The organism is Serratia sp. D1N4 (genome assembly GCF_054552755.1).
Map to the genome: position 1 here is coordinate 5,069,667 of NZ_CM137274.1, position 22,405 is coordinate 5,092,071.

The 22,405-nt window shown below is 51.4% G+C and carries 17 protein-coding genes; 8 read left to right on the forward strand and 9 right to left on the reverse strand.

Features of this window, described 5'->3' with window-relative positions; genetic code table 11:
• Positions 1-30: 30 nt before the first annotated feature.
• A complete protein-coding gene (gene iolD, locus ACX1CU_RS22820) occupies positions 31-1,971 on the reverse strand; it encodes a 3D-(3,5/4)-trihydroxycyclohexane-1,2-dione acylhydrolase (decyclizing) (RefSeq protein ID WP_459400455.1) in 1,941 nt (646 codons plus the stop codon).
• 500 nt (positions 1,972-2,471) lie between these two features.
• Between iolD and ACX1CU_RS22825 the strand changes: the two genes are divergently transcribed.
• The 3 genes from ACX1CU_RS22825 (at position 2,472) to ACX1CU_RS22835 (ending at position 6,089) form a co-directional block, all read left to right on the forward strand.
• Positions 2,472-4,412: a bifunctional 5-dehydro-2-deoxygluconokinase/5-dehydro-2-deoxyphosphogluconate aldolase gene (locus ACX1CU_RS22825; protein ID WP_459400456.1), complete on the forward strand. Its 1,941-nt coding sequence runs from the start codon at positions 2,472-2,474 to the stop codon at positions 4,410-4,412.
• Between the two features lie 340 nt (positions 4,413-4,752).
• Positions 4,753-5,589: a MurR/RpiR family transcriptional regulator gene (locus ACX1CU_RS22830; RefSeq protein ID WP_459400457.1), complete on the forward strand. Its 837-nt coding sequence runs from the start codon at positions 4,753-4,755 to the stop codon at positions 5,587-5,589.
• A gap of 59 nt (positions 5,590-5,648) precedes the next feature.
• Complete coding sequence (locus ACX1CU_RS22835) at positions 5,649-6,089, forward strand: hypothetical protein (RefSeq protein WP_459400458.1); 441 nt, start codon at positions 5,649-5,651, stop codon at positions 6,087-6,089.
• Between the two features lie 92 nt (positions 6,090-6,181).
• Here ACX1CU_RS22835 and iolB read toward each other — a convergent pair whose 3' ends face one another.
• The gene (gene iolB, locus ACX1CU_RS22840; RefSeq protein ID WP_459400459.1) at positions 6,182-6,997 is read right to left on the reverse strand and encodes a 5-deoxy-glucuronate isomerase; all 816 of its coding nucleotides are present in this window, start codon (positions 6,995-6,997) and stop codon (positions 6,182-6,184) included.
• Positions 6,998-7,022: 25 nt separating this feature from the next.
• Positions 7,023-8,528: a CoA-acylating methylmalonate-semialdehyde dehydrogenase gene (locus tag ACX1CU_RS22845; RefSeq protein WP_459400460.1), complete on the reverse strand. Its 1,506-nt coding sequence runs from the start codon at positions 8,526-8,528 to the stop codon at positions 7,023-7,025.
• Between the two features lie 324 nt (positions 8,529-8,852).
• Between ACX1CU_RS22845 and ACX1CU_RS22850 the strand changes: the two genes are divergently transcribed.
• The gene (locus ACX1CU_RS22850; protein WP_459400461.1) at positions 8,853-9,689 is read left to right on the forward strand and encodes a TIM barrel protein; all 837 of its coding nucleotides are present in this window, start codon (positions 8,853-8,855) and stop codon (positions 9,687-9,689) included.
• A 680-nt stretch (positions 9,690-10,369) separates the two neighbouring features.
• On the opposite strand, the gene fetB is transcribed toward ACX1CU_RS22850, so the two are convergent.
• From fetB to ACX1CU_RS22870, 4 genes are all read right to left on the reverse strand, one after another.
• A complete protein-coding gene (gene fetB, locus ACX1CU_RS22855) occupies positions 10,370-11,143 on the reverse strand; it encodes an iron efflux ABC transporter permease subunit FetB (protein WP_459400462.1) in 774 nt (257 codons plus the stop codon).
• Complete coding sequence (gene fetA, locus ACX1CU_RS22860; protein WP_459400463.1) at positions 11,130-11,807, reverse strand: iron efflux ABC transporter ATP-binding subunit FetA; 678 nt, start codon at positions 11,805-11,807, stop codon at positions 11,130-11,132. The genes fetB and fetA overlap by 14 nt, the downstream gene beginning before the upstream one ends.
• Before the next feature lie 71 nt (positions 11,808-11,878).
• Complete coding sequence (locus ACX1CU_RS22865; RefSeq protein ID WP_459400464.1) at positions 11,879-12,148, reverse strand: FaeA/PapI family transcriptional regulator; 270 nt, start codon at positions 12,146-12,148, stop codon at positions 11,879-11,881.
• A gap of 1,187 nt (positions 12,149-13,335) precedes the next feature.
• Positions 13,336-13,782 carry a CS1 type fimbrial major subunit gene (locus tag ACX1CU_RS22870; RefSeq protein ID WP_459400465.1) on the reverse strand — a complete coding sequence of 149 codons (447 nt, stop codon included), beginning with the start codon at positions 13,780-13,782 and terminating at the stop codon, positions 13,336-13,338.
• A 1,577-nt stretch (positions 13,783-15,359) separates the two neighbouring features.
• Here ACX1CU_RS22870 and ACX1CU_RS22875 point away from each other — a divergent pair.
• Positions 15,360-15,989 carry a hypothetical protein gene (locus ACX1CU_RS22875; RefSeq protein WP_459400466.1) on the forward strand — a complete coding sequence of 210 codons (630 nt, stop codon included), beginning with the start codon at positions 15,360-15,362 and terminating at the stop codon, positions 15,987-15,989.
• Between the two features lie 148 nt (positions 15,990-16,137).
• Here the strand turns inward: ACX1CU_RS22875 and ACX1CU_RS22880 are convergent, their stop codons facing one another.
• Positions 16,138-17,340, reverse strand: a complete 1,203-nt coding sequence (locus tag ACX1CU_RS22880; protein WP_459400467.1) for a BaiN/RdsA family NAD(P)/FAD-dependent oxidoreductase — start codon at positions 17,338-17,340, stop codon at positions 16,138-16,140.
• A gap of 304 nt (positions 17,341-17,644) precedes the next feature.
• Here ACX1CU_RS22880 and pitA point away from each other — a divergent pair, with 304 nt between their 5' ends.
• Positions 17,645-19,150 carry an inorganic phosphate transporter PitA gene (gene pitA, locus ACX1CU_RS22885; protein ID WP_459400468.1) on the forward strand — a complete coding sequence of 502 codons (1,506 nt, stop codon included), beginning with the start codon at positions 17,645-17,647 and terminating at the stop codon, positions 19,148-19,150.
• Between the two features lie 63 nt (positions 19,151-19,213).
• Here the strand turns inward: pitA and uspB are convergent, their stop codons facing one another.
• Complete coding sequence (gene uspB / locus ACX1CU_RS22890) at positions 19,214-19,549, reverse strand: universal stress protein UspB (RefSeq protein WP_459402892.1); 336 nt, start codon at positions 19,547-19,549, stop codon at positions 19,214-19,216.
• Between the two features lie 611 nt (positions 19,550-20,160).
• Here uspB and uspA point away from each other — a divergent pair.
• Both uspA and gdhA read left to right on the forward strand, forming a co-directional pair.
• The gene (uspA, locus tag ACX1CU_RS22895) at positions 20,161-20,598 is read left to right on the forward strand and encodes a universal stress protein UspA (protein WP_459400469.1); all 438 of its coding nucleotides are present in this window, start codon (positions 20,161-20,163) and stop codon (positions 20,596-20,598) included.
• 184 nt (positions 20,599-20,782) lie between these two features.
• On the forward strand, positions 20,783-22,126 hold the full coding sequence (gdhA, locus tag ACX1CU_RS22900; protein WP_459400470.1) for an NADP-specific glutamate dehydrogenase: 1,344 nt from the start codon (positions 20,783-20,785) through the stop codon (positions 22,124-22,126).
• Positions 22,127-22,405: the final 279 nt, after the last annotated feature.

Here is a 22,405-nt window from a genome sequence, read left to right on the forward strand (position 1 = left end):
ATGTGTACGGCAGATGTAATGTCTGGGAATTCAGTAGTCGCGGGCTTTATCAATGTTCTCTTGCTGCTGGCGAACCGCTGTGGCGATTTTTTCACTTTCGGCCACCTGGGCCCCGCCCACGCGCCACCAGCTGAGATAGTTGTGCACCATGGTTTTGGGCAGCACTTTAATATCCAACAGGGTAGAAACCTGCTGCTTGCGCGCATCCGCCAGCGCGTCGATCAGTTGCTGCTCGTTGGTAACGCTATAGGTTTTGCAGCCGTAGGCCGCCGCCAGCATGGCAAAGTTGACCGGCACCAGTTCGCCATCCAGCTTGCCGCCCTGCGGGTTGCGGAAGCGGAATTCGGTGGTGTAGCTGCCCATACCGTTGCCCAGCTGCAGATTGTTGATGCAGCCGTTAGTCATGTTATCGAACAGCAGCACGTTGATTTTGCAGCCTTCCTGGATCGAGGTGACCAGTTCAGAATGCAGCATCATGAAGGCACCGTCGCCGACCATGGCATAGACCTCTCGCTGTGGTTCGGCGAGCTTGACGCCCAACGCGGCGTTAACTTCATAGCCCATGCAGGAATAGCCATATTCCACGTGATAAGCGTGCTCACTGCGGTTCTGCCAGACGCGCTGTAGGTCGCCCGGCAGGCTACCGGCAGCGGCCACGATGATACCGTCCGGCGGCAGGTGCTGATTCAATACGCCTAGCACCCGGCTTTGGGTCAGTACGGAGTCGGTTTTTTCGATAAATTCAGCAAATACGCGTTCATGATCGAGGGCGTCGTCGATTTCTGGCACAAAATCAGCACCGGTATAGGCTGCCTGATAAACGCGCCGGGTTTCCTGCTGCTGCTCGCTGAGCGCATTGCGGATATCATCGCCCCAGCCGGAACGGTAATCCGCCTGTGCCAGTGGGTTGCTCAGGGCATCCAACGCCTCGCGGGCGTCTGCCAGCACCTGCACCGCATCCAGTTTGCCGGCATCAAACGCGCTAACGTTGATATTGAGGAAGGCTACCTGCGGGTGCTGGAACAGCCACTTGGATGAGGTGGTGAAATCGCTATAACGGGTGCCGACGCCAATCACTACATCGGCCTGTTTTGCCAGCATGTTGGCCGCCAGGCAGCCGGTTTCACCGATCCCCCCCAGGTTATAAGGGTGGTCTGAAGGTATGGTGCCCTTCCCAGCCTGGGTTTCTGCAAACGGAATATGAAACTGCTCGGCAAACTGCTTCAGCGCCTGCCCGGCCTGCGAATACTTTGCGCCACCGCCGCAGATTAACAGCGGTTTGTGCTTGCCTTTCAGCAATGCCAGCGCCTCGGCCAACATACCTGCGGTTGCCGGGCGGCGATCGAGACGATGTACCCGCTTTTGGAAGAAGTAATCCGGGTAGTCGTAGGCTTCACCCTGCACGTCCTGCGGCAAACACAGCGTAACGGCACCGGTTTCGGCCGGATCGGTGAGTACCCGCATGGCATTGATGCAGGCGCTCATCAGTTGCTCTGGGCGCACGATGCGATCCCAATATTTGCTGACGGCACGGAAAGCATCGTTGGTGCTGATGCTGAGATCGTAAGACTGCTCAATCTGTTGCAATACCGGGTCCGGCTGACGCGAGGCAAACACATCGCCCGGCAGCAGCAGTAGCGGAATGCGATTGGCCGTGGCGGTGGCCGCAGCAGTGATCATATTGGCCGCACCCGGGCCGACGGACGAGGTACAGGCATAGATCTGCCGCCGTAGTTTCTGTTTGGCAAAGCCGGTAGCGGCATGCGCCATGCCCTGCTCGTTGCGCCCCTGATGCACCCGCAGATCGCCACAATCCTGCTCCAACGCCTGCCCCAGACCGAGCACGTTACCGTGGCCAAAGATCGCAAAAATGCCTTTGACGAACTTGGTTTCTACGCCGTCTGCCAACAGGTACTGGTTATCGAGAAATCTGACCAGCGCCTGCGCCATGGTTAACCTGATCTTCCCCATTTACTCACCCTTTCGATTCGTTATCCGTAGGTGCCCTGCAACGGGATGCCATGCTCGGGCCTGAGAAACCGTGCGATGTCGAACAATCTGAAACGCCACCGATTATAAACAAATATATTTTCCATAAAATTTAATAACAGAAAAAATATTTCATTTTGCGATAAGGATCGCAGAACCAGTGAATCCGAAAGCCTATTTATAGTTGTAATTCATAAGGTTATTAATTTTCTTTATCGTGAGGATGCAAAAAACGCCAATCTATTACCACCTAATCGTCAACCAACTCCCGTCAGGCTTGGCTTTGTTCAGCGATCGCCGTAGGCCAGCAATAGCGCGGTCTAGCTGCCGCTCCGCCCGGTTTTACGCCATTTTCAGCCATCTCACATTTTCGGGGTTTAAATTTCATTCAACATTGAAATTGAAATTTTTATTCCTCATAATTTACTCATCGCTTTGACCGGATCGCAGTCGGGTTTCGCTTAATACAGAAGGAAACGGGTATGGCTACACAACACAAGCAGCTTGATGTCATCTGCCTGGGGCGCATCGCTGTCGATTTCTATGCGCAACAAATTGGCGCACGCCTGGAAGATGCCAGCACATTTGCCAAATACCTTGGCGGCTCGTCCGGCAACGTGGCATACGGCACGGCGATTCAGGGGCTCAGGTCCGGCATGCTGGCCCGCGTGGGGGATGAGCACATGGGCCGTTTCCTGCGTGAAGAGCTACAGCGCGTTGGGGCCGATACCCAATACCTGATCACCGACCCACAGCGCCTGACCGGGTTGGTGATCCTCGGCATCAAGGATCAGGAAACCTTCCCGCTGATTTTTTACCGCGAAAACTGCGCCGATATGGCCCTGACGCCAGAGGATATCGATGAAAACTACATCGCCTCATCCAGAGCGCTGGCGATCACCGGCACCCACCTTTCGCACCCCAATACCCGTGCGGCGGTGCTGAAAGCACTGGAATATGCCCGCCGCCACGGGTTGCGCACCGCGCTGGACATCGATTACCGCCCGGTGCTGTGGGGGCTGACTTCGCTGGGGGACGGTGAAACCCGCTTTGTCGAATCAGAGAAAGTCACCCGCGAGTTGCAGGAGGTGCTGCATCATTTCGATCTGATCGTCGGTACCGAAGAAGAGTTCCATATTGCCGGTGGCAGCACCGATACCCTGACCGCCCTGCAAAACGTGCGTAAAACCACCCAGGCAACGCTGGTGTGCAAACGTGGCGCACAGGGTTGTTCGGTCTTTGAAGGGGCGATCGCCGAGGATTGGCAGCAGGTAAAACTGCACTCCGGCGTGCGGGTTGAGGTGCTCAACGTGCTGGGCGCGGGGGATGCTTTTATGTCCGGCCTGCTGCGCGGCTACCTGAATGACGAAGGTTGGGATCAGGCCTGCCGCTACGCCAATGCCTGCGGAGCGCTGGTGGTGTCGCGCCATGGCTGCGCACCGGCGATGCCCACCAAGCGGGAACTGGATGACTATTTGCAGCGTGAACAACAGGTGCCACGCCCGGATCGCGATGCACACCTGAACCATCTGCACCGGGTGACCACGCGTAAGCAGCAATGGCCCGAGCTGTGCGTGTTTGCCTTCGATCACCGTAAACAGCTGGCAGATATGGCGCATCAAGCGGGCGTTGGCCAAGATCGCATTCCCCGCTTGAAAACCCTGTTGTTGAGCGCAGCTCAGGCAGCGGCGGCAGAAGGCGGTCTTAAGGGCAACAGCGGCATTCTGGCGGATACCACCTACGGCCAGGCGGTGCTGAATGAAATCACTGGCCAAGGCTGGTGGATTGGCCGCCCTGTTGAGCAGCCAGGCTCGCGCCCATTGCGGCTGGAGCACGGTAATATCGGCTCACAGTTGCTCGATTGGCCGCAGGAACATGTGGTGAAATGCCTGGTGTTCTATCATCCGCAGGATGCGGCTGAACTGCGCCGTGAACAGGATGAATGGATTACCGAGGTGTATCGCGGCTGCTGCAAGTCCGGCCACGAACTGTTGCTTGAGGTGATTTTGCCGGAGAGCAGCGCAGACAAAGACCAGCGCCACTATCTGACCCTGCTGGAACATTTCTACCGCTTGGGGATCAAGCCCGACTGGTGGAAACTGCCCCCGCTGAGCGCCGCCAACTGGCAAGAGGTGGGCGCACTGATTGAGGCGCAGGATCCGTTCTGCCGTGGGGTACTGATCCTGGGGCTGGATGCACCGGAAGCCACGCTGCAAGCGGGCTTTGCCGCTGCCGCAGACGCCCGCTGGGTGAAAGGGTTTGCGGTTGGCCGCACCATCTTTGGCCCCCCTTCCCGTCTCTGGCTACAGGGTGAGATCGACGATGCCGCCTTAATCGAACAGGTGAAACAGAAATACCTGAGGCTGATCGGTCTGTGGCGACAGTATCGCCCTCAGCCTGAAGGAAAAACGGCTCTTCGCTAAACCTGACAACAATTGAGGGTTAGGATGAGGGGAATTTCACCGAGCTAAAGCCCTTCACCCCGGCCCTCTCCCACAGGTAGAGGGGGCTAAACTTTCAGCATTATGCCGAATAATTAGGCCATTTTTGGCATAACAGACCGGCATTATCTCATTTCCCCTTAAGGTGCTTTTCGCCGCTTTAAGGGGTTTTTTTGCCGATTTTCTGTGAGGCAACGCAGCTTGCGATGGAATAAATCGCTTTTTGATGAAATGAAATTTCCGCTCCATCTGTTAGAATGGCCTGCCGATAATTCAGGCGTATACACCGATACGCTTCCTCCCCCTACTGCGAGCCGAATGGATGAATAACCCAACTCAACTTTCGCTGTTACAAGATGAGATCCGCCGCCGTTATGAAACGCTCAGCAAGCGTTTAAAACAGGTGGCGCGCTATATTCTGGATAACAGTAATAGCATTGCTTTCGATACCGTTGCTTCCATCGCCGCACAGGCCAGTGTCCCGCCGTCTACCCTGATTCGTTTCGCCAGCGCCTTTGGTTTTAACGGCTTTAACGAAATGAAACAGGTTTTTCGCCAGCACCTAATGGAAGAAACGGTTAACTATACCGAACGCGCACGTTTGTTCCGCCAAACCTCTTCCGATGACAGCGTCGCGCCAGAAAAGCCCGCCGAAATCCTCAACGTCTTCACCATGGTTAATTCGCAGGCGCTGCAACAGCTCGCGATGCAAACCAGCGCCGAGCAGTTGGATCGGGCGGTAGAACTGTTGAATAACGCGGAAAATATCTATGTGATTGGCCTGCGCCGCTCGTTCAGCGTGGCGTCTTACCTCACCTATGCCCTGCGCCACCTGGAAAGACGCGCATTCTTGATCGACGGATTAGGTGGGATGTTTACCGAACAGCTCAGCATGGTGAAACCCAAAGACGTGGTGATCGCCATCAGCTACTCGCCATACGCCAAAGAAGCGATTGAACTGGTGGAGTTGGGAGCCAAACAGGGTGCGCTGCAAATCGCCATTACCGACAGCCAGGTCAGCCCGCTGGCCGCCTTCAGCGATGTCTGCTTTGTGGTGCGCGAAGCGCAGGTCGATGGGTTCCGCTCGCAGGTGGCCTCGATGTGCCTGGCACAGACGCTGGCAGTGTCGCTGGCGCTGAATAACGCTAAAGATCTGTAGGAATAGCAGGTCGTACAGCGCCAGAATCTTCTTTTTCAATCCGTAAATGGGACGATGTGATGTTAAAAAAATGTATCCTTCTTACTCTGTTATGTGTGATGTCGGCCACTGGTTTTTCTGCTGAGCCTGCTCGCCCAGAAGTGGCAGAACGGGTGAAGGCATGGGAGGGCAGCCAGGGTATTCAGGTGTGGACGCTACGCTATGGCCAACGCTCAGAACAGAAAGCGTTAGTGCAGGTCACCAATGCCGACCATGAGTGGGATAAGAAAATCCAACTGATGGATGTGGAGAGCAAAGGCGATCGTACTGACTATAGCGTCAGTGTGAACGGCAAAAAATTTGTGGCTCTGGTGATTAGCAACGGTAACTCGGGTGAATTATACCTGCCTGGGGAAAATGCCATTCACCCTATTTCCTACAGTAAGTCGCTTTCTGATGAAGGAGATGCGCAATACTTTTTGACCGACTTCCTTAAGCAAGAAGGCAAACTGCCAGAATAATAGCCTTGGAGCTTCGTTTTCTCGGCCTTAAAACGATAAAGGCTGCCAGCATCGGATGGCAGCCGATAAAGCCACGGTTTTGTGGTCTATTCCTACAACGAATAACTCTCGCTATTAATCCAGGCGTGATCCTTCTCCCAGGTAAATTTCCACTGGCGCACCGGCCCGGCCATCACGTTGAGATAGTAGCTGTCATAGCCCGCCAACGTCGCCACCGGGTGATAACCGCGCGGTACTTTCACCACATCACGGTTATACACCGGCATGCATTCATCCAGCGAGCGGTCGTCGGTATACACCCGCTGTAGGCAGAAGCCCTGCTCGGGGTTAAGGCGGTGATAATAGGTTTCTTCCAGATAGGTTTCGTCCGGTGAATCTTCCCGATCGTGTTTATGGCTCGGGTAGGAGCTGGTATTGCCTTCGTCGGTATAGACTTCGACCACCAGCAGGCTGTCGGCAGGAGCACTGTCCGGCAGGATATTATGCACCAACCGCTGATTGCGGCCCTTGCCACGCCGCTCGACGCCGACGTCTGCCGGGGTGATCAGGCGCGAAGGTAAATGCCCGTTGCCCGGTGCGCTGCAAACGGCCAGTTCCAAGTCGCTTTCAGCGCGGATTTCTACGCGATCCTGATGCGGAACATACACCGCATAAGGCGGGGTGCGTTCAAACGGGCTCATGCGCTTGCCGATGTGCGGATATTCCGCGCGCAGGGTCGCCACCGAGGCAATGCCCGCCACCAGCACCAGGCACAGTTCTTTATCCGCACTTGCCAGTTGCAGCGACTGCCCGGCCTGCAAACGATAAACCTCAAACCCGACGTAACGCCAGCCTGCGTTCTCTGGCGTCACCGCTTGAATGCGCCCCTGAGCATCCGGCGGTTGGCATTTAGCGAGTAATGAAGACATAGCGATTCTCCTGGTCTCTTCTCGGTTACCCCAACGTAGGCATACTGTATTCAGACAGCGTCTGCTGGCCGGTTGGCCAACGGGCGGTGGCGGTTTTCATGCGGGTATAGAATCGCACGCCATCGGTGCCGTGTACGTTAAGCGCGCCGAATACCGAGCGCTTCCAGCCGCCAAAGCTATGAAACGCCATCGGCACCGGTACCGGCACATTGACCCCCACCATCCCGGCCTGCACTTCCTGCACAAACTGGCGGGCATAGTGGCCGTTGCTGGTAAAAATCGCGCTGCCGTTGCCGAATTCATGGCTGTTTACCGTAGCGATAGCGGTCTGATAATCCGGTACGCGCACAATGCCCAGCACCGGCCCGAAGATCTCTTCACGGTAGATGCGCATGTTCGGCGTGACGTGATCAAACAACGTACCGCCGACGTAATACCCTTGCGGATGGCCTGGCACCTGATAATTGCGGCCATCCGCCACCAGCGTGGCCCCCTCTTGCACACCGAGATCGATATAGCCCAGCACTTTTTTCTGGTGAGCCGATGAAACCAGCGGCCCCATTTCATTTTCTTCCCCACCCTGCTGCATGCCAGGGCCAACGCGCAACTGGGCAATCAGCGGTTTGAGCTTAGCGATCAGCTTATCGGCGGTGCTATCGCCGACCACCACGGCCACCGGTAAGGCCATACAGCGTTCACCGGCAGAGCCGAATGCGCCGCCCATTAGGGCATTCACCGTCGCATCCAGATCGGCATCCGGCATCACGATGGCCTGATTCTTCGCCGCGCCAAACGCCTGCACGCGTTTACCGTGGGCGCTGGCGGTGGTGTAAATATGCTCGGCAACGGTGGACGACCCGACAAAACTCACCGCCTGAATACGCGGATCGGTACACAGTTGCGAAGCTTCTTCGTTAGCGCAGTGCACCACGTTGAATACACCGTCCGGCAGCCCGGCCTCTTGCAGCAGTTGCGCCAGGCGCACCGAGGCGGAAGGCACCAGCGCAGGCGGTTTCAGTATAAAGGTGTTGCCGCAGACCAGCGCGATCGGGAACATCCACATCGGCACCATCGCCGGGAAGTTGAACGGGGTGATCCCTGCCACCACGCCCAGCGGCTGCATCAGTGAGAAACTGTCGACGCCGCTCCCCACATCCGCTGAATATTCCCCTTTGATCAGATGCGGAATACCGCAGGCAAACTCCACCACCTCGATCCCGCGCGTCAGTTCACCCTGCGCATCAGAATAGACCTTGCCGTGCTCGCTGACGATCAGCTGCGCCAACTCTTCACGATTTTGCTCCAGCAAGGTTTTGAAATTGAACATAATGCGCGCCCGGCGCAGCGGCGTGGTGCGCGACCAATCGCTGAACGCCTGATGAGCGACATCAATCGCCTGTTTCACCTCGGCGGCGGTGCTTTGCGTTACGCGGCGTTCAACCTGGCCGGTGGCCGGATTATGCACGTCAGCGGTCTGGCTACTGCTGCTCAGGCAAACCTGCCCGCCAATAAAGTTACCTACAGTTTTCATCTCCCCACCCTCTTAAGTCCCAGCTGCTACAGACAGGCGAAATCCTGACCAGATGCAATGGACTCTATTTCAATGAAAAATATATTTCAAATAAATTATTTTAGAAAATTTAATTTTAGTGCGGAAGCTCGCAAATCTTGGCCATTAGACAGGTTAAAAGCGCGTTAACCCTGTAGTGCTTTGCTGATTCCTTGAACCCGATCAAACAATAAAATTTCAAAATAATATAAATATGAAATAAATATTCCTTTTAAAGATTGAATAGAAGCCCGGAGTGCAGCAGCAAGCTGCGCGAATCCCCGTTACATACAGGAGTTAAACAGGATGACCATTGCCTTAGAACGTTTTTGCATCAACCGCAAGATTGCACCCAAGCTCAGTCTGGAAAGTTTCTTCCGCCTGGTGCAACGGTGCGGGCTCAACAAGGTTGAACTGCGCAACGATATGCCGAGCGGCAGCGTCACCGATAACCTAAGCGACGCACAACTCAATACGCTAGCGGCCGAGTACGGGATTGAGATCGTCACCATCAACGCCCTTGGGCAATTCAACCTGCTGGAAGATAAAGCCGCGCTATTGACCAGAACCGAAGCTCTATTGGTGCAGGCACGGGCTCTCCAATGCCAGGCAGTGGTGCTGTGCCCCAACTGCAACGCGGGCGATCGCCGCAGCGAGGCGCAAAAGCGCGAAGATACGCTGGAATCGCTGCAACTGCTGGCCCCGCTGTTCAAGCAATACGATGTTGCGGGTTACGTCGAACCCTTGGGTTTCGGCATCAGTTCCCTGCGCTCTTCGCTACTGACCCAGGCGCTGATCCGCGATTCCGCAGCACCCTATAAAATGGTGCTGGATACCTTTCATCACTACCTGAGCGAGGTGAGTCAGACGGACTTCGATACGCAGATTCAGGTTGAGCAAATTGGTCTGGTGCATCTTTCCGGTGTGGAAGATCCAATGAACAAAAGTGCGTTGAGCGATGAGCAACGCATTATGCTGAGTGATAAGGATCGCTTGAAGAGTAAAACGCAGGTGCAGAATCTGGAGCGTTTGGGTTACCGCGGGCTCTATGCTTTCGAACCCTTCTCTTCGCAGCTGGATAAATGGACGGAACAGGATATTGAGCGCGAGATCCGCCAAAGTATTGCGTTGTTGCAAGGGTAATACCACTCAACCCCTTGCGTATCGCGGGGGGCTTTAATATCTTACAACCCAAAAGCGAATTATCTCACCCTCCTACCTGAGGTTAATTTAACTTATAAAACCCCATTTGCCTTTCATTATTATAAGGATATACCCAAAATAATTCGAGTGGCTTGTAGGCGGCCAGTCCGAGAGTCGCCAGGAGCATAGATAACTATGTGACTGGTGCGAACGGACGCAGCCAACACCCAAGCCACTTGAAGTATGAAGGGTATAAACCCCATAACATAAAGTTTACTCTGAATACTATTTGCTTAATGTTTAAAAACAAGACGATATGTTATTCAATCATTGTTTTGGTAAAAAACTCATCACCCATTTCAAGTTAATATTAACTCTAAAATATACCTCTTAATCCAGCCAAATGTGGAAAACTATTTCGAGACATCACCATCACCAGGGGATAATTACTCTCTGAATTTCTCTGCCCGCTATAAAGCACTCAGTAACAATGTCAAACCTGGTAATGCCAATGTCACTGTGCAATATAGTGTGACTTATCGATGAATGTATAATTAACCACCGAAAACCAAGCATCAAGGTGCGGGTTGAACATAGATAGTATTACTTTGTTTTGATGGCTGGAATATCGTAGATACCACAGCCATCATAACCAATAACTCGCGAACCATGCACTCCCTTTATTTCAACCGCTCCACCAGCAATTGCTTACGCGAATTGTAAAACTTCCGGTACGCCAGATAGCAGGCAATGATGGTCGACAGGCTGGCGGTGGAAAGCAGCATAAAGGTCACCATAATCTGGTATTTGATCGCCTTTACCGGGTCGATCCCGGCAAAAATCAGCCCCGACATCATCCCCGGCAAACTCACCAGGCCTACGGTTTTGGCCGAATCCACGGTGGGGATCAGCGAAGCACGGATGCTGTCACGGATCAGCGCCGCAGAGGCAAACTTGGGGGAGGCCCCCAGGCTGAGCATTTCCTGGATTTTCTGCTGCTCGCTGTTAAAACGCTGCTCAAGATTGTTGTAACACAGCCCTACGGCCACCATGGCGTTACCGGCGATCATGCCGGAGATGGGGATCACCTGCATCGGCGTAAAGGTGATAGCGCGGGTTAACACCAACACCACCAACGTCAGCACCGCCCCGGTGGTAATGGCAATCAACGAGATGGCAAACGCGTGATCGATATATTTGCTGCGCTTTTGCGCGTTGTAAGCCGCATTGAAGCAGATAAACAACACCATCAGCACCGTCAGGATTTCATTATTTAAATCAAAAATATACTTCAGCACATAACCGACGATGATCAGTTGCACCACCGCGCGGCACATGCTCCAGATAATCTCTTTTTCTAACGCCAGCTTTTCTCTGTGGCTGATCAAAATGGCGACAACCACCAAAATCATCGAAAGCCCCAATGACTCATTGGTAATGCTAGGCTGATTCATCGGTGCTCTCCTGAGTATTGGCGCGGTTTACCGGCAGGGTAATCACATCGTCTGCGTGGCTGATTTCATCTTTATCGTGCGTTACCCACAGCACGGCCAGCCCCTGCTCGGCCACCAACTGGTGGATCAGCGCATTGACGTTACGCTTGTTGTCCTCATCCAACGCGCTGGTGATTTCATCCAACAGCAATACCTTGGGCATAAACTGCAGGTTACGAATCAGGGAAATACGCTGCTTCTCACCGCCAGATAACTCGTTAATCCCTTTTTTCAACATGCTGCCAAGCAAAGCAAGGCGCTCAAGTTCTCGCTGCATTTTCTGTTCATCCGGCTTCAGCTTACGGATTTGGTAAGGCAGCGCGAGGTTGTCATAGACCGTGGTACCGAACAGCGATGGCGTCTGGAAACAGTAAGACACCTGTTTGCGATACTCTTCTGGCGCAATATCATCGATGGATTGGCCGTCACACAGAATGCAGCCGCGAGTCGGGCTGATTAAAGAAGAGACAATTTTTAGCAGCGTACTTTTCCCACACCCCGAGGGCCCGGCAATCAGCTTGAATTCGCCCGGCTTCAGCGTGAAAGAGACGGAATCCAGAATGACCGCATCCCCGATTTGATAATGGATATCGTCCAATACCAGTATGTCATTACTGCCCCGCATGGTGGCTCCAGTTTTTACAGGATGACTCATTATACCTTTCATCTTGCATGCAACAGCCAAGCTGCCACTTTTTATTCAGTGCAAATGTACCAACGCAATGAGTTATTGATGCTGCGATGAGTGCAGTGAACCTTGCCCTCTTTCTCCAGCGCCAAGAGCAGCGTGCGTGCCACATAGATGTTCTCGCCACACTGGTCTGCCAGCTCCCGCGTTTTCGGCCACAGTTCCGGCGGTGGTAGGGCTTGCAACTCTCCTGGAGTCATGTGCAACGAACACAAATCTTGTAACACCTTTAGCATATGCCGTTTTTTAAGTTCATATTTGATGGCTGTTTTCCCCATAGTTTTCTCCCGGTCGTGACTTTTAAGCATCTCTATATGCGGCGACCACACGCAAGCTGTCGATAAAACCCTCTCTCACCCGGCACCAGCGTGGTGAACACCTTCATAAATAGTGACATAACGCTTCTCTCAGTTGGCTAAACGGTAGTGACCCACTTATCTCTCTCGATACAGAGGCCGCGTTCCCGAGCGTTTTGTCGACTAATATCGCTCAGAAACCCGACTCTATTTATAGAGGAATCATCCGCGCGCCTCACCAATCCATCAGTTGAGAACTTTCTGTGTTTTTTTTGCACGAATTATTATTTCATCGCGGTTATCGTAAATAATTACCCCTTTTTAATGGTTATTAAAATGATGCCAAACGCACTTATTATGCCTAAACCAGCGAATTCACCACTCGTAATCAAACAGTATTCACATTGAGTTAATAACGACAAATAACACCTCAACAATCGGTCATGATTCGCTATAATCACAGAAAAATCTTAACCGCAAAAACAGTTAAAAACCAGCTCATTATGGCAACAGTAAAATAACTAAAAACCCCCACCACGAACGTTAATTTTTTGTTAAAGAAAAATCAACTTACAACCCATTCGACAATGCTATTAATTTAATTAAAATCAACAGGTTATTATGATAAATATACAGTTTAATTGTATGAAAAAACCAGAATAAAACCGTTAAAACAAAGCGATCCCAGCAAATAAATCATGTTGATTATGTGGTAAATATGACAATTCTCGATCTTGAAACTCAAAATAAAGCATTTACACAGTTGATTGCTCTGATGTGCATTCCTATACGATCTATTGATTTTTAATGGTATATTTTTTTAATCGTTTTTGGTTTTATATTCTGAACTTACTGAAATACAGCAAAACCTATTTTCAATGGCATCACTTATTTGTAAGAATATTCCCTGCAGGAAGCTATGGTGATATTCATATTTTTACATTCTATGATGGCGATTTTAAGCGCATCTCAAGCCTTGCGGAGTTTACACCTGAATTGCGCAAGGGGGCGTATTGCCCGAGCGAAAGGAATTGGCTACGACTGTGCCAGCCGTGACATGACGTTGTGGCTGATACAGGTGATGAGGCTCTGTGCGTATCAGATAGCGGTGACCACCTGAGTGGCCACCGTAGATTATGACGGGGATGATTCAGTACCAGGGCTCTCCCTCAAATAGCGCTAGGTGGGATCTCGAACAGCATAACCAGATCGCCCGTATAAAGGCCTTGCGTGGTGGCCCGGTCAGAGGTCGTGGGAGAATTAGCTTTGATTTGCAGGTGATAGACGCTTTGGTAGCCGTTACCCACTTTTATCTTCTGCACAAACGTCTGTGACGCGCTGAGGTCTTTGCCTGCACCTACCCCATCACCAAACTTAACGTTAACCTGCTCCATTTTGTAGGCAGCATCAGTGCGTGTGAGATCAAGAGGGTGAACCAGAGAGACATTAACGCCTGGCGTGCTGGTCCACACTTGAACCGGGATGTCGGCCGCGAAAGACTTCTGCGTACCGTCCGTGGCAGCCAAACTTACCGTGTCGTACCACCCACCACCGTCTGGCCGTGAAACAAAAATACTGTCACTGATATTCGCGGTGATCTTGATGGTTTTCGTCACACTGGGGTGTATTTCTTGTGCACAAATCATCCCTGAAAAGAAGAATAGTCCGCCTACTATGGTCAGTAATGGTTTGTTAATACGCATATTTGATTACCCATAAAAATACATTAAGTATTACCGCAATGACTGCCCACGATTTATCAGCATTAAATGTGTTTTGATACTGAAATATCGTTTACAGACAAACGGCTGGGGTCCAACCCTTCAGAGAAATCCTATTAGCATAAATAATTCGAACGACAGGGAAACTAACGCATATGTAACTTGAGGTACGATGGTTCTAGCCTATCGCAATTGATATTAATCATAGGTAGCGTGAGCGTAACCGACTCGCTCTTTACCTATGCCAAATAGATTATAGAAGAATTTACAGCTTTTACTTAAATTACATCCATACCATTTTTTTATCACCGATAAGTAAAACATATACCCTACAGAACTCCGCTAACAACAACGCCAGAGTCACGAGATTCGGGGTTGGGTTGAGTTAATCAAGCACGTCCTGTAACCGTATCAGGGAAGACATTGCCAGACTGCGTCGTATACCGTTCAAAAAGCGATAGTGACGACAGTCGACATAGGGAATAATGTTCAAAACACCGTTTATCAAAATGACAAATTGAATTAAAGGTAAAATCTTGCAATATTTTTTGTAACTATCATTTTTTATAAAGATGAATAACCAATAAAATGAGTGATAGCACTCAGTGAAGATAAAAAAATTATTTATCGAAACCAGTCATGCCAAATAGATCAAAACCAGAGAAACATATCATTATCGGATAAAGAAAAAGTAGGATTCCAGTAGTAATGCAAGAGCTACCAAAGTTTTTAGCCAAGATATGTCACGAACTTCAAGCGTTTTCTTTAAAAAAGAACATTATTACTCCCCCTAGGTTGAACCTGCCATACTTGCTATAAACTTTTAAAGCATCGGCAATCGTTCAGGAATATGTACCGCATATACCCAGCAACCCGCTAATTGATAAAATATTGGTGTCATATTTTCCCTCTGGCGAAAACACAACGTGTGGGATTGGCAGAGGGACAGAAGTCACGTTCAGCAATTATTTCCCTGAATACGATCATACATATACTTGTCGCAACTGGAGTCATGCAGTCGTTCAAGTTCGATGTTTTGTTCGGCGGCAATAAATATCTTCATGGTGGAGAGCATGATCCTCAACGTGGACAAAATCAAGCATCTTCAACGATCACAGGTATATAGATATTCAACAGACCAAGCCTTAACTTATTGAAAAATAAGAAGACAACTAAGACCAGCATCAAAACGAAACGTGCGAAAGCAGGATGGAATAGTGACTACTTGTGAAAGTATTAACCGTCGATCAATTTGTCCGACTGGTTGAATCAAGAGCGTCAAGCCCCCCTCCTGTCTGGGCCATTGTAAATGGTGCTTCAATTACGTATTCAGATTCGTAAAACGGGAGGCAAAATTCATGCTAAATTAAATACAGAACCTCGTTGATGCTGTGCATGTCATCTGTGGTTGTTGTGGGCATGATATCGGGCGATGACCCTGAATACACAAAAATAGTTCATAGGATGTGATTATGGATGCCAAGTTTCTTTTAAGCCTCTTTATGTTCTTATTGTTAAATTGCCTGCTTTGTCATGATGTAGGTGCGACTGCGACAGGTACTATTACAATAAAATTCGGACAAACAACGGAGGATACGTATAAAAAAGCGCATCCTACTGCAGTAAAAATAGGTTTTAATAACATACTGAAAGGTAACATTTATCAAGAAACGCCTAACTCGGACAAAGAGGTGCGTAAGGATATAGTCCCTGAAGATCTCGAAATAGCTTTTGTACTATTTGATGAAAATAAGGACCTGGTTGCATTGCAACTGAAATTTAGAAACGATATTTTTGGTATGGCTAGATCTGTATTGCCCAAAAAATACACAATGCTGACTGAAAAAACGACAATTTCCGGCACTAAGTATATAGAGCTGTTCAATGAAGGGGTCTTTATTTACTTTATCACTCCATCCTACTTTTCAGGTTCTACCCTATTTTTTATAAGAAGCGATAGTAAAGAAAAAATTCTACAGCAGGCCCCTAAAAGTCTATTTGAGAATGAAAATCAATTTCTGGATTTCATTGCAGATAAATGTTTTACGACTCTGTCGCATTCACGAAGAGAAGACAAAAAACAGGGCGTACCTATTTTTTAGGCGGCCAACAGATAGAATTTTTCTGCCAGTGACAATCCGTCGCCGGCAAGATGATGAAAAATAGGGGCCGGTACAAGTGGACAGTCATACAACCTGCATCCGATACTCTTGACCCGCTAATAACTAAGCCAGTTACCGTGGGCAAACTTTATTGTTCCTGCACAGCGGCCACAGCCTGCGCGCAGGCCCAGGCGGAACTCCAGGCCCACTGGAAGTTGTAACCCCCCAGCCACCCTGTCACATCCACCACTTCGCCGATAAAGTACAGGCCCGGCACGCTGTTCGCCTCCATGGTTTTGGAAGAAAGCGCTTTGGTATCCACGCCGCCCAATGTCACTTCTGCGGTGCGGTAACCTTCGGTGCCGTTCGGCTGTACCCGCCAGTTTTGCAGGCTCTCAACCAACGCGGTCTGCTGGGCCAGGGTGAGCTGTTTCAGTGTCGCTTCCGGCAGTTGCCCCAGCGTTTGCAAGAACTCAACCAGACGTTTTGGCAAGTGCAGCGCCAGGGTGTTTTTCAGGTTCTGATTAGGATGGGCCTGCCGTTGCTCATTCAGGAAGCCCATCAGGTCTAGCGCGGGAAGTAAGTTAATGCTCACAAACTCACCGGGTTGCCAGTAGCTGGAAATCTGCAAAACCGCTGGGCCAGAAAGACCGCGATGGGTAAACAGAATGCTTTCACGGAAACTGGTGCCGTTCTCCGCTGTCACCACCGCAGGCACCGAAACGCCGGAAAGCGTCTGGGATTGCTCTAACAACGGTTTATGCAGGGTAAAAGGCACCAACGCGGCACGGGTGGGCAATACTTTCAGGCCAAACTGCTCCGCCAGCTTGTAACCAAAGGGCGATGCCCCCAAGCCCGGCATCGAAAGCCCGCCGCAGGCCACAACAAGTGAGCGAGCACTTACTTTCTCACCATTCAGTGCCAGCTCGAACCCATCGTCGATTTTTTCTACACTCAGCACTTCGCTGCGCAAGCGCATCGTCACCTGACCGAGTTCGCACTCCTTCACCAGCAGATCAACCACCTGTTGCGCCGAATCATCGCAGAACAACTGCCCCAGCGTTTTTTCGTGGTAAGCAATGCCGTGGCGATTAATCAGATCGATAAAGTCCCACTGGGTATAACGCGCCAGCGCAGATTTGCAAAAATGTGGGTTGTTCGAGAGATAAGCCGCCGGTTCAGTATACAGATTGGTAAAATTACAGCGCCCACCGCCGGACATCAGGATCTTGCGGCCCGGTTTTTTGCCGTTGTCGAGCAGCAGCACCCGGCAGCCGAGAAGCCCTGCCTGCGCAGCACAAAACATCCCTGCGGCGCCCGCACCTATCACTACGACATCAAACTGTTCCACCTGAGCCTCTCTGAGCAAAAAAATCACAATCGCGGTAAAAGCGCGCTATTTTACGCCGTTTCGCTGCCAGTCAGCGTTAAATCTGCGGCGGAGGATTGTAAAGGCATCGGCGGGCCGACGCTACCGTAAGAAAATGTTAGTAAGCGTAAATGCAGGTAATATGCTGATAGTTATTCGATTAGTCATGCCGCTAACCTTCTTTTGTCACATTGAAATCAAAAAAACGTCATATTTTCCTTTTCCCCGACACCGGTTGTCACAGATAATGCGCGGCGTTCATGTCCACCAACCTGGCGTAACGCTTATGCTACATTTGTTCACTGGCCTGGATTTCCATACCGGCCTGATGTTAATCCTCGCATTGATGTTTGTATTGTTCTATGAAGCCATCAACGGCTTTCACGATACGGCCAATGCGGTTGCTACTGTAATTTATACCCGTGCTATGCGCTCGCAAGTTGCGGTCGTGATGGCGGGCGTTTTCAATTTCCTTGGCGTCATGCTCGGCGGCCTGAGTGTTGCCTACGCCATTGTCCACCTGTTACCAACCGATCTGTTGTTGAACGTCAGTTCAACACACGGGTTAGCCATGGTCTTCTCCATGTTGTTGGCGGCAATTATCTGGAATCTCGGTACCTGGTACTTTGGGATACCGGCGTCCAGTTCGCACACGCTGATTGGCTCCATCATTGGGGTAGGGTTAACCAACGCACTCGTCACCAGCACGTCGGTGGTTGACGCGCTGAATGTGCCGAAAATGATCAGCATCTTCCTGTCATTAATCTTCTCCCCGCTGATTGGGTTGATTATTGCCGGGCTGATGGTGTTTGTGCTGCGCCGTTATTGGAGCAAGACCAAAAAACGTCAGCGCATCCATATGACTCCGGCAGAGCGTGAGAAGGTCGACGGCAAACGTAAGCCGCCGTTCTGGACGCGTATTGCCCTGATCCTGTCGGCTATCGGTGTGAGTTTCTCACACGGTGCCAACGACGGTCAGAAAGGTATCGGTCTGATCATGCTGGTGCTGATCGGTGTTGCTCCCGCAGGTTTCGTGCTCAATATGAGTGCCACCGGTTATGACATCACCCGTACGCGTGATGCCGTCGCTCACCTGCAGCAATTCTATCAGCAGCATGGGGATTCCCTTTCCCATGTGATCGCCCAGACTCCGCTGGTCCCTACGCCGGAGGAAGCGTCTCAGACGCCTAACCAACCGGCTGAGTTCCACTGCGACAGTTCACGCGCCATGATCGCCGTAGAGCGCTCCCTTGACCTGCTGAACAACCTGCAGAGTTACGATCAACTGACGGTGGAACAGCGCAGCCAACTGCGCCGCCTGCTGATGTGCGTAACGGATACGGCAGGTAAAGTGGCCAAACTGCCGGAAACCTCGGCGGAAGACCAGCGTTTCCTGAAGAACCTGCGTTCAGACCTGCTGGAAACCGTTGAGTATGCACCGATGTGGATTATCGTAGCGGTAGCCTTGGCGCTGTCCCTCGGTACCATGGTGGGCTGGCGGCGTGTTGCCACTACTATCGGTGAAAAAATCGGTAAGAAGGGCATGACTTACGCACAGGGTGTGTCGGCTCAGATGACTGCCGCACTGTCGATTGGCGTGGCCAGTTACACCGGAATGCCCGTTTCCACCACCCAGGTACTCTCTTCGGCGGTTGCCGGGACGATGCTCGTGGATGGCGGCGGCGTACAGAGTAAAACCGTGAAGAACATCGCGCTGGCTTGGGTACTGACCCTGCCGGTATCGATTCTGCTTTCCGGTGGCCTGTACTGGCTGGCTCTGAAGCTGATTTAATCTCGTGCATGAAATAAGAAAGGCGGCCTTGGCCGCCTTTCTTTATGTCTACAAATCAAACATCTAATACCAAATCGCCATCGCTAACAGGCTGAGAAGCACCAACCCGCACAGCTCTGTCGTCAACAGAAACTGACCGCGCACACGCTGGCAACGGCGGATAAACTCCGGATCGTGATGCTCGCAATAGCGTTGTGCAAAGATATAGCGCACCAGGCGTATCTGTTTACTCGGTTGGCCGTGCGAAGTAAAAAACCCCCCGCCATCGACATATTGATACAGCAGCGGGTCGCAGCCGCGTAAAACCACCAGCAGCGCACGCAGAGAAGAGTAATAACGAGCCATATTAATCACACATACCACACACAAAGCCCAAAATAGCGCGACAGTACTCATGATGATTGCCCCCTCAAGGGCGTTGCGATCCCGGCCAACCGCCGGGCCAACGGCCCTACCTCTACCCAATGCTGCCGGAGCCTGTGGCTCCCATCCTCCTAGCACCTTTTAAGTGGCCACGCATTATCACAACCTCTGGCCGACGGGGCATCGATACGCAAAGTGCATATGAAGCACCTTGCGGCTCAGAGGGGATAGGGTGAAGCCCATATTCACTATTGTAGGATACCGAAGCACAAACTGACTTGAATCCTGTATAAAATTTAACGCAATGGCTAAATTTGTCATCTACCACTTGGTTATAAATCATAACCGTAACCCGCGGCGCTTTTGCGCTGTTCAAGGGGAAATGTAAACTCCTCTTTACTCAAGAACGCTTATAACTCAACGGTTAAAATGGTAGATAACCATATAAACAATAGGATTTTTTGTTACATCGGTGTAAAACTAAAGAGGTAGACGTCAAGAAGGTTTATTGATGCAATGCAGTGTGATCGCACCAACATATCACTGTGTTATCTGAATGGTACTATGCAGGTAAGGCGCAAGCGCCAAGCTGGAACACTGAATGCCTGCCAACCCTTTAATCGGCATTATCTGGAAGGAGTATTCTCATGGCTTACAAACACATTCTGATCGCGGTTGACCTATCACCGGAAAGCAAAATTCTGGTAGAAAAAGCAGTATCCATGGCGCGACCGTACAATGCCAAAGTCTCCCTGATCCACGTTGATGTTAACTATTCCGATCTGTATACCGGCCTGATCGATGTCAATCTCGGCGATATGCAGAAACGTATCTCCGAAGAAACTCACCAGGCGTTAACCGAACTTTCGCAAAATGCGGGCTATCCGATCAGCGAAACCCTGAGCGGCAGCGGCGATCTGGCACAGGTGCTGGTCGATGCCATCAAGAAATATGACGTGGATCTGGTGCTGTGCGGCCACCACCAGGATTTCTGGAGCAAACTGATGTCTTCTGCACGCCAGTTGATCAACACCGTGCACATCGACATGCTGATTGTGCCGCTGCGTGACGAAGAAGAAAAGTAAGTATTTGCTAACCCCGCTTGCCAGCGCCCGCCTAATGCGGGCGTTTTTCGTTGTATACCCCCTATTTATTACTTGTTATTCAGCCTGCCCCCGGTGATATAGTCGATATAGACACAACATCCTCCCCAACTGTGAGCTACATCTATAAAAACAGGGGAACCCAAATGCTAAAAGGAGTTTATTCATGGAACAAGCTGTATCACTGGAATCGTTTCTAACCTCGCTAAAGCGCCATAACTCGCATCAACCGGAATATTTACAGGCAGTACGTGAAGTTTTCACCTCATTGTGGCCCTTCATTGAACGCAACCCACATTACCGTGACCATGCCTTGTTAGAGCGCCTGGTTGAGCCTGAGCGCATTATTCAGTTCCGCGTCAGCTGGGTGGACGATCTTGGCAAGGTACGTGTGAATCGCGCTTACCGTATCCAGTTCAACTCTGCCATCGGCCCGTATAAAGGCGGCATGCGTTTCCACCCGTCGGTCAACACGTCCATTCTGAAGTTCCTTGGCTTTGAGCAGACCTTCAAGAATGCCCTGACCACGCTGCCGATGGGCGGTGGTAAAGGCGGTTCTGACTTTGATCCGAAGGGCAAAAGCCAGGGCGAAATCATGCGTTTCTGCCAGGCGTTAATGACCGAACTTTATCGCCACCTAGGCCCAGATACCGATGTACCTGCTGGGGATATCGGCGTAGGCGGCCGCGAAGTGGGCTTTATGGCTGGCATGATGAAGAAGCTGTCCAACAACACCTCTTGCGTGTTCACCGGCAAAGGCCTGTCGTTCGGCGGCAGCTTGATACGCCCGGAAGCAACCGGTTACGGCCTGGTTTACTTTACCGATTCAATGCTGCAACGCCACGGCCTGGGTTTTGAAGGCATGCGCGTAGCGGTATCCGGTTCCGGTAACGTGGCGCAATACACCATCGAGAAAGCGTTAGAACTGGACGCTCGCGTGATCACCGTTTCCGACTCAGGCGGCACCGTGGTGGACGAAGCGGGCTTCACCACCGAGAAACTGGCTCACCTGGCAGAAATCAAGAACCAGCGTTACGGCCGCGTAGAAGATTACGCCCGTGAGCGTGGCCTGACCTATCTGGCAGGCCAGCAGCCGTGGAACGTACCGGTGGATATCGCCCTGCCTTGCGCTACGCAGAACGAACTGGATCTGGAAGCCGCACAAACGCTGATCCGCAACGGGGTCAAAGCCGTAGCAGAAGGCGCCAACATGCCAACCACCATTCAGGCTACCGATGCCTTCCTCGAAGCGGGCGTGCTGTTCGCTCCGGGCAAAGCAGCCAATGCCGGTGGCGTAGCCACCTCTGGCCTGGAAATGGCGCAGAACGCCGCACGTCTTAACTGGCGAGCCGAGAAAGTGGATGTTCGCCTGCGTCATATCATGGCGGATATTCATCAGGCCTGCGTCGAATACGGCGGTGAAAGCAAGCAAACGCATTACGTTCACGGTGCTAACATTGCCGGGTTCGTTAAAATTGCTGACGCGATGCTGGCTCAGGGCGTGCTCTAAGCCCTGTTCGGTGAGATAGACCTGTTAAATGCCGGCGCTGAAGCCGTAATGCCGGTCAGTTAAGCGCAAAACTGCATAATAATGATGCAGCAGATGCTAAAGGTGTGGCCTCCCTCTCCCTGTGGGAGAGGGCCGGGGTGAGGGGCTTGAGTTCGGTGATCTTCCCCTCACCCTAACCCTCTCCCCAAGGGCTGTCTCTTGTTCACATCTTGAAGTAGGGGAATGAGTGTTTATTTAGGTCGCTAAACATATTGTGTACACATTGGCAATGTGATGAAC

Excerpts from the sequence above, each read along its gene's own strand:
- ACX1CU_RS22825 (WP_459400456.1), top strand. The coding sequence starts at position 2,472 with ATGGCTACACAACACAAGCAGCTTGATGTCATCTGCCTGGGGCGCATC.
- iolD (WP_459400455.1), bottom strand. The coding sequence starts at position 1,971 with ATGGGGAAGATCAGGTTAACCATGGCGCAGGCGCTGGTCAGATTTCTC.
- iolB (WP_459400459.1), bottom strand. The coding sequence starts at position 6,997 with ATGTCTTCATTACTCGCTAAATGCCAACCGCCGGATGCTCAGGGGCGC.
- ACX1CU_RS22875 (WP_459400466.1), top strand. The coding sequence starts at position 15,360 with ATGGATGCCAAGTTTCTTTTAAGCCTCTTTATGTTCTTATTGTTAAAT.
- fetA (WP_459400463.1), bottom strand. The coding sequence starts at position 11,807 with ATGCGGGGCAGTAATGACATACTGGTATTGGACGATATCCATTATCAA.
- fetB (WP_459400462.1), bottom strand. The coding sequence starts at position 11,143 with ATGAATCAGCCTAGCATTACCAATGAGTCATTGGGGCTTTCGATGATT.
- ACX1CU_RS22835 (WP_459400458.1), top strand. The coding sequence starts at position 5,649 with ATGTTAAAAAAATGTATCCTTCTTACTCTGTTATGTGTGATGTCGGCC.
- pitA (WP_459400468.1), top strand. The coding sequence starts at position 17,645 with ATGCTACATTTGTTCACTGGCCTGGATTTCCATACCGGCCTGATGTTA.
- ACX1CU_RS22850 (WP_459400461.1), top strand. The coding sequence starts at position 8,853 with ATGACCATTGCCTTAGAACGTTTTTGCATCAACCGCAAGATTGCACCC.
- ACX1CU_RS22830 (WP_459400457.1), top strand. The coding sequence starts at position 4,753 with ATGAATAACCCAACTCAACTTTCGCTGTTACAAGATGAGATCCGCCGC.
- gdhA (WP_459400470.1), top strand. The coding sequence starts at position 20,783 with ATGGAACAAGCTGTATCACTGGAATCGTTTCTAACCTCGCTAAAGCGC.
- ACX1CU_RS22865 (WP_459400464.1), bottom strand. The coding sequence starts at position 12,148 with ATGGGGAAAACAGCCATCAAATATGAACTTAAAAAACGGCATATGCTA.
- uspA (WP_459400469.1), top strand. The coding sequence starts at position 20,161 with ATGGCTTACAAACACATTCTGATCGCGGTTGACCTATCACCGGAAAGC.
- ACX1CU_RS22845 (WP_459400460.1), bottom strand. The coding sequence starts at position 8,528 with ATGAAAACTGTAGGTAACTTTATTGGCGGGCAGGTTTGCCTGAGCAGC.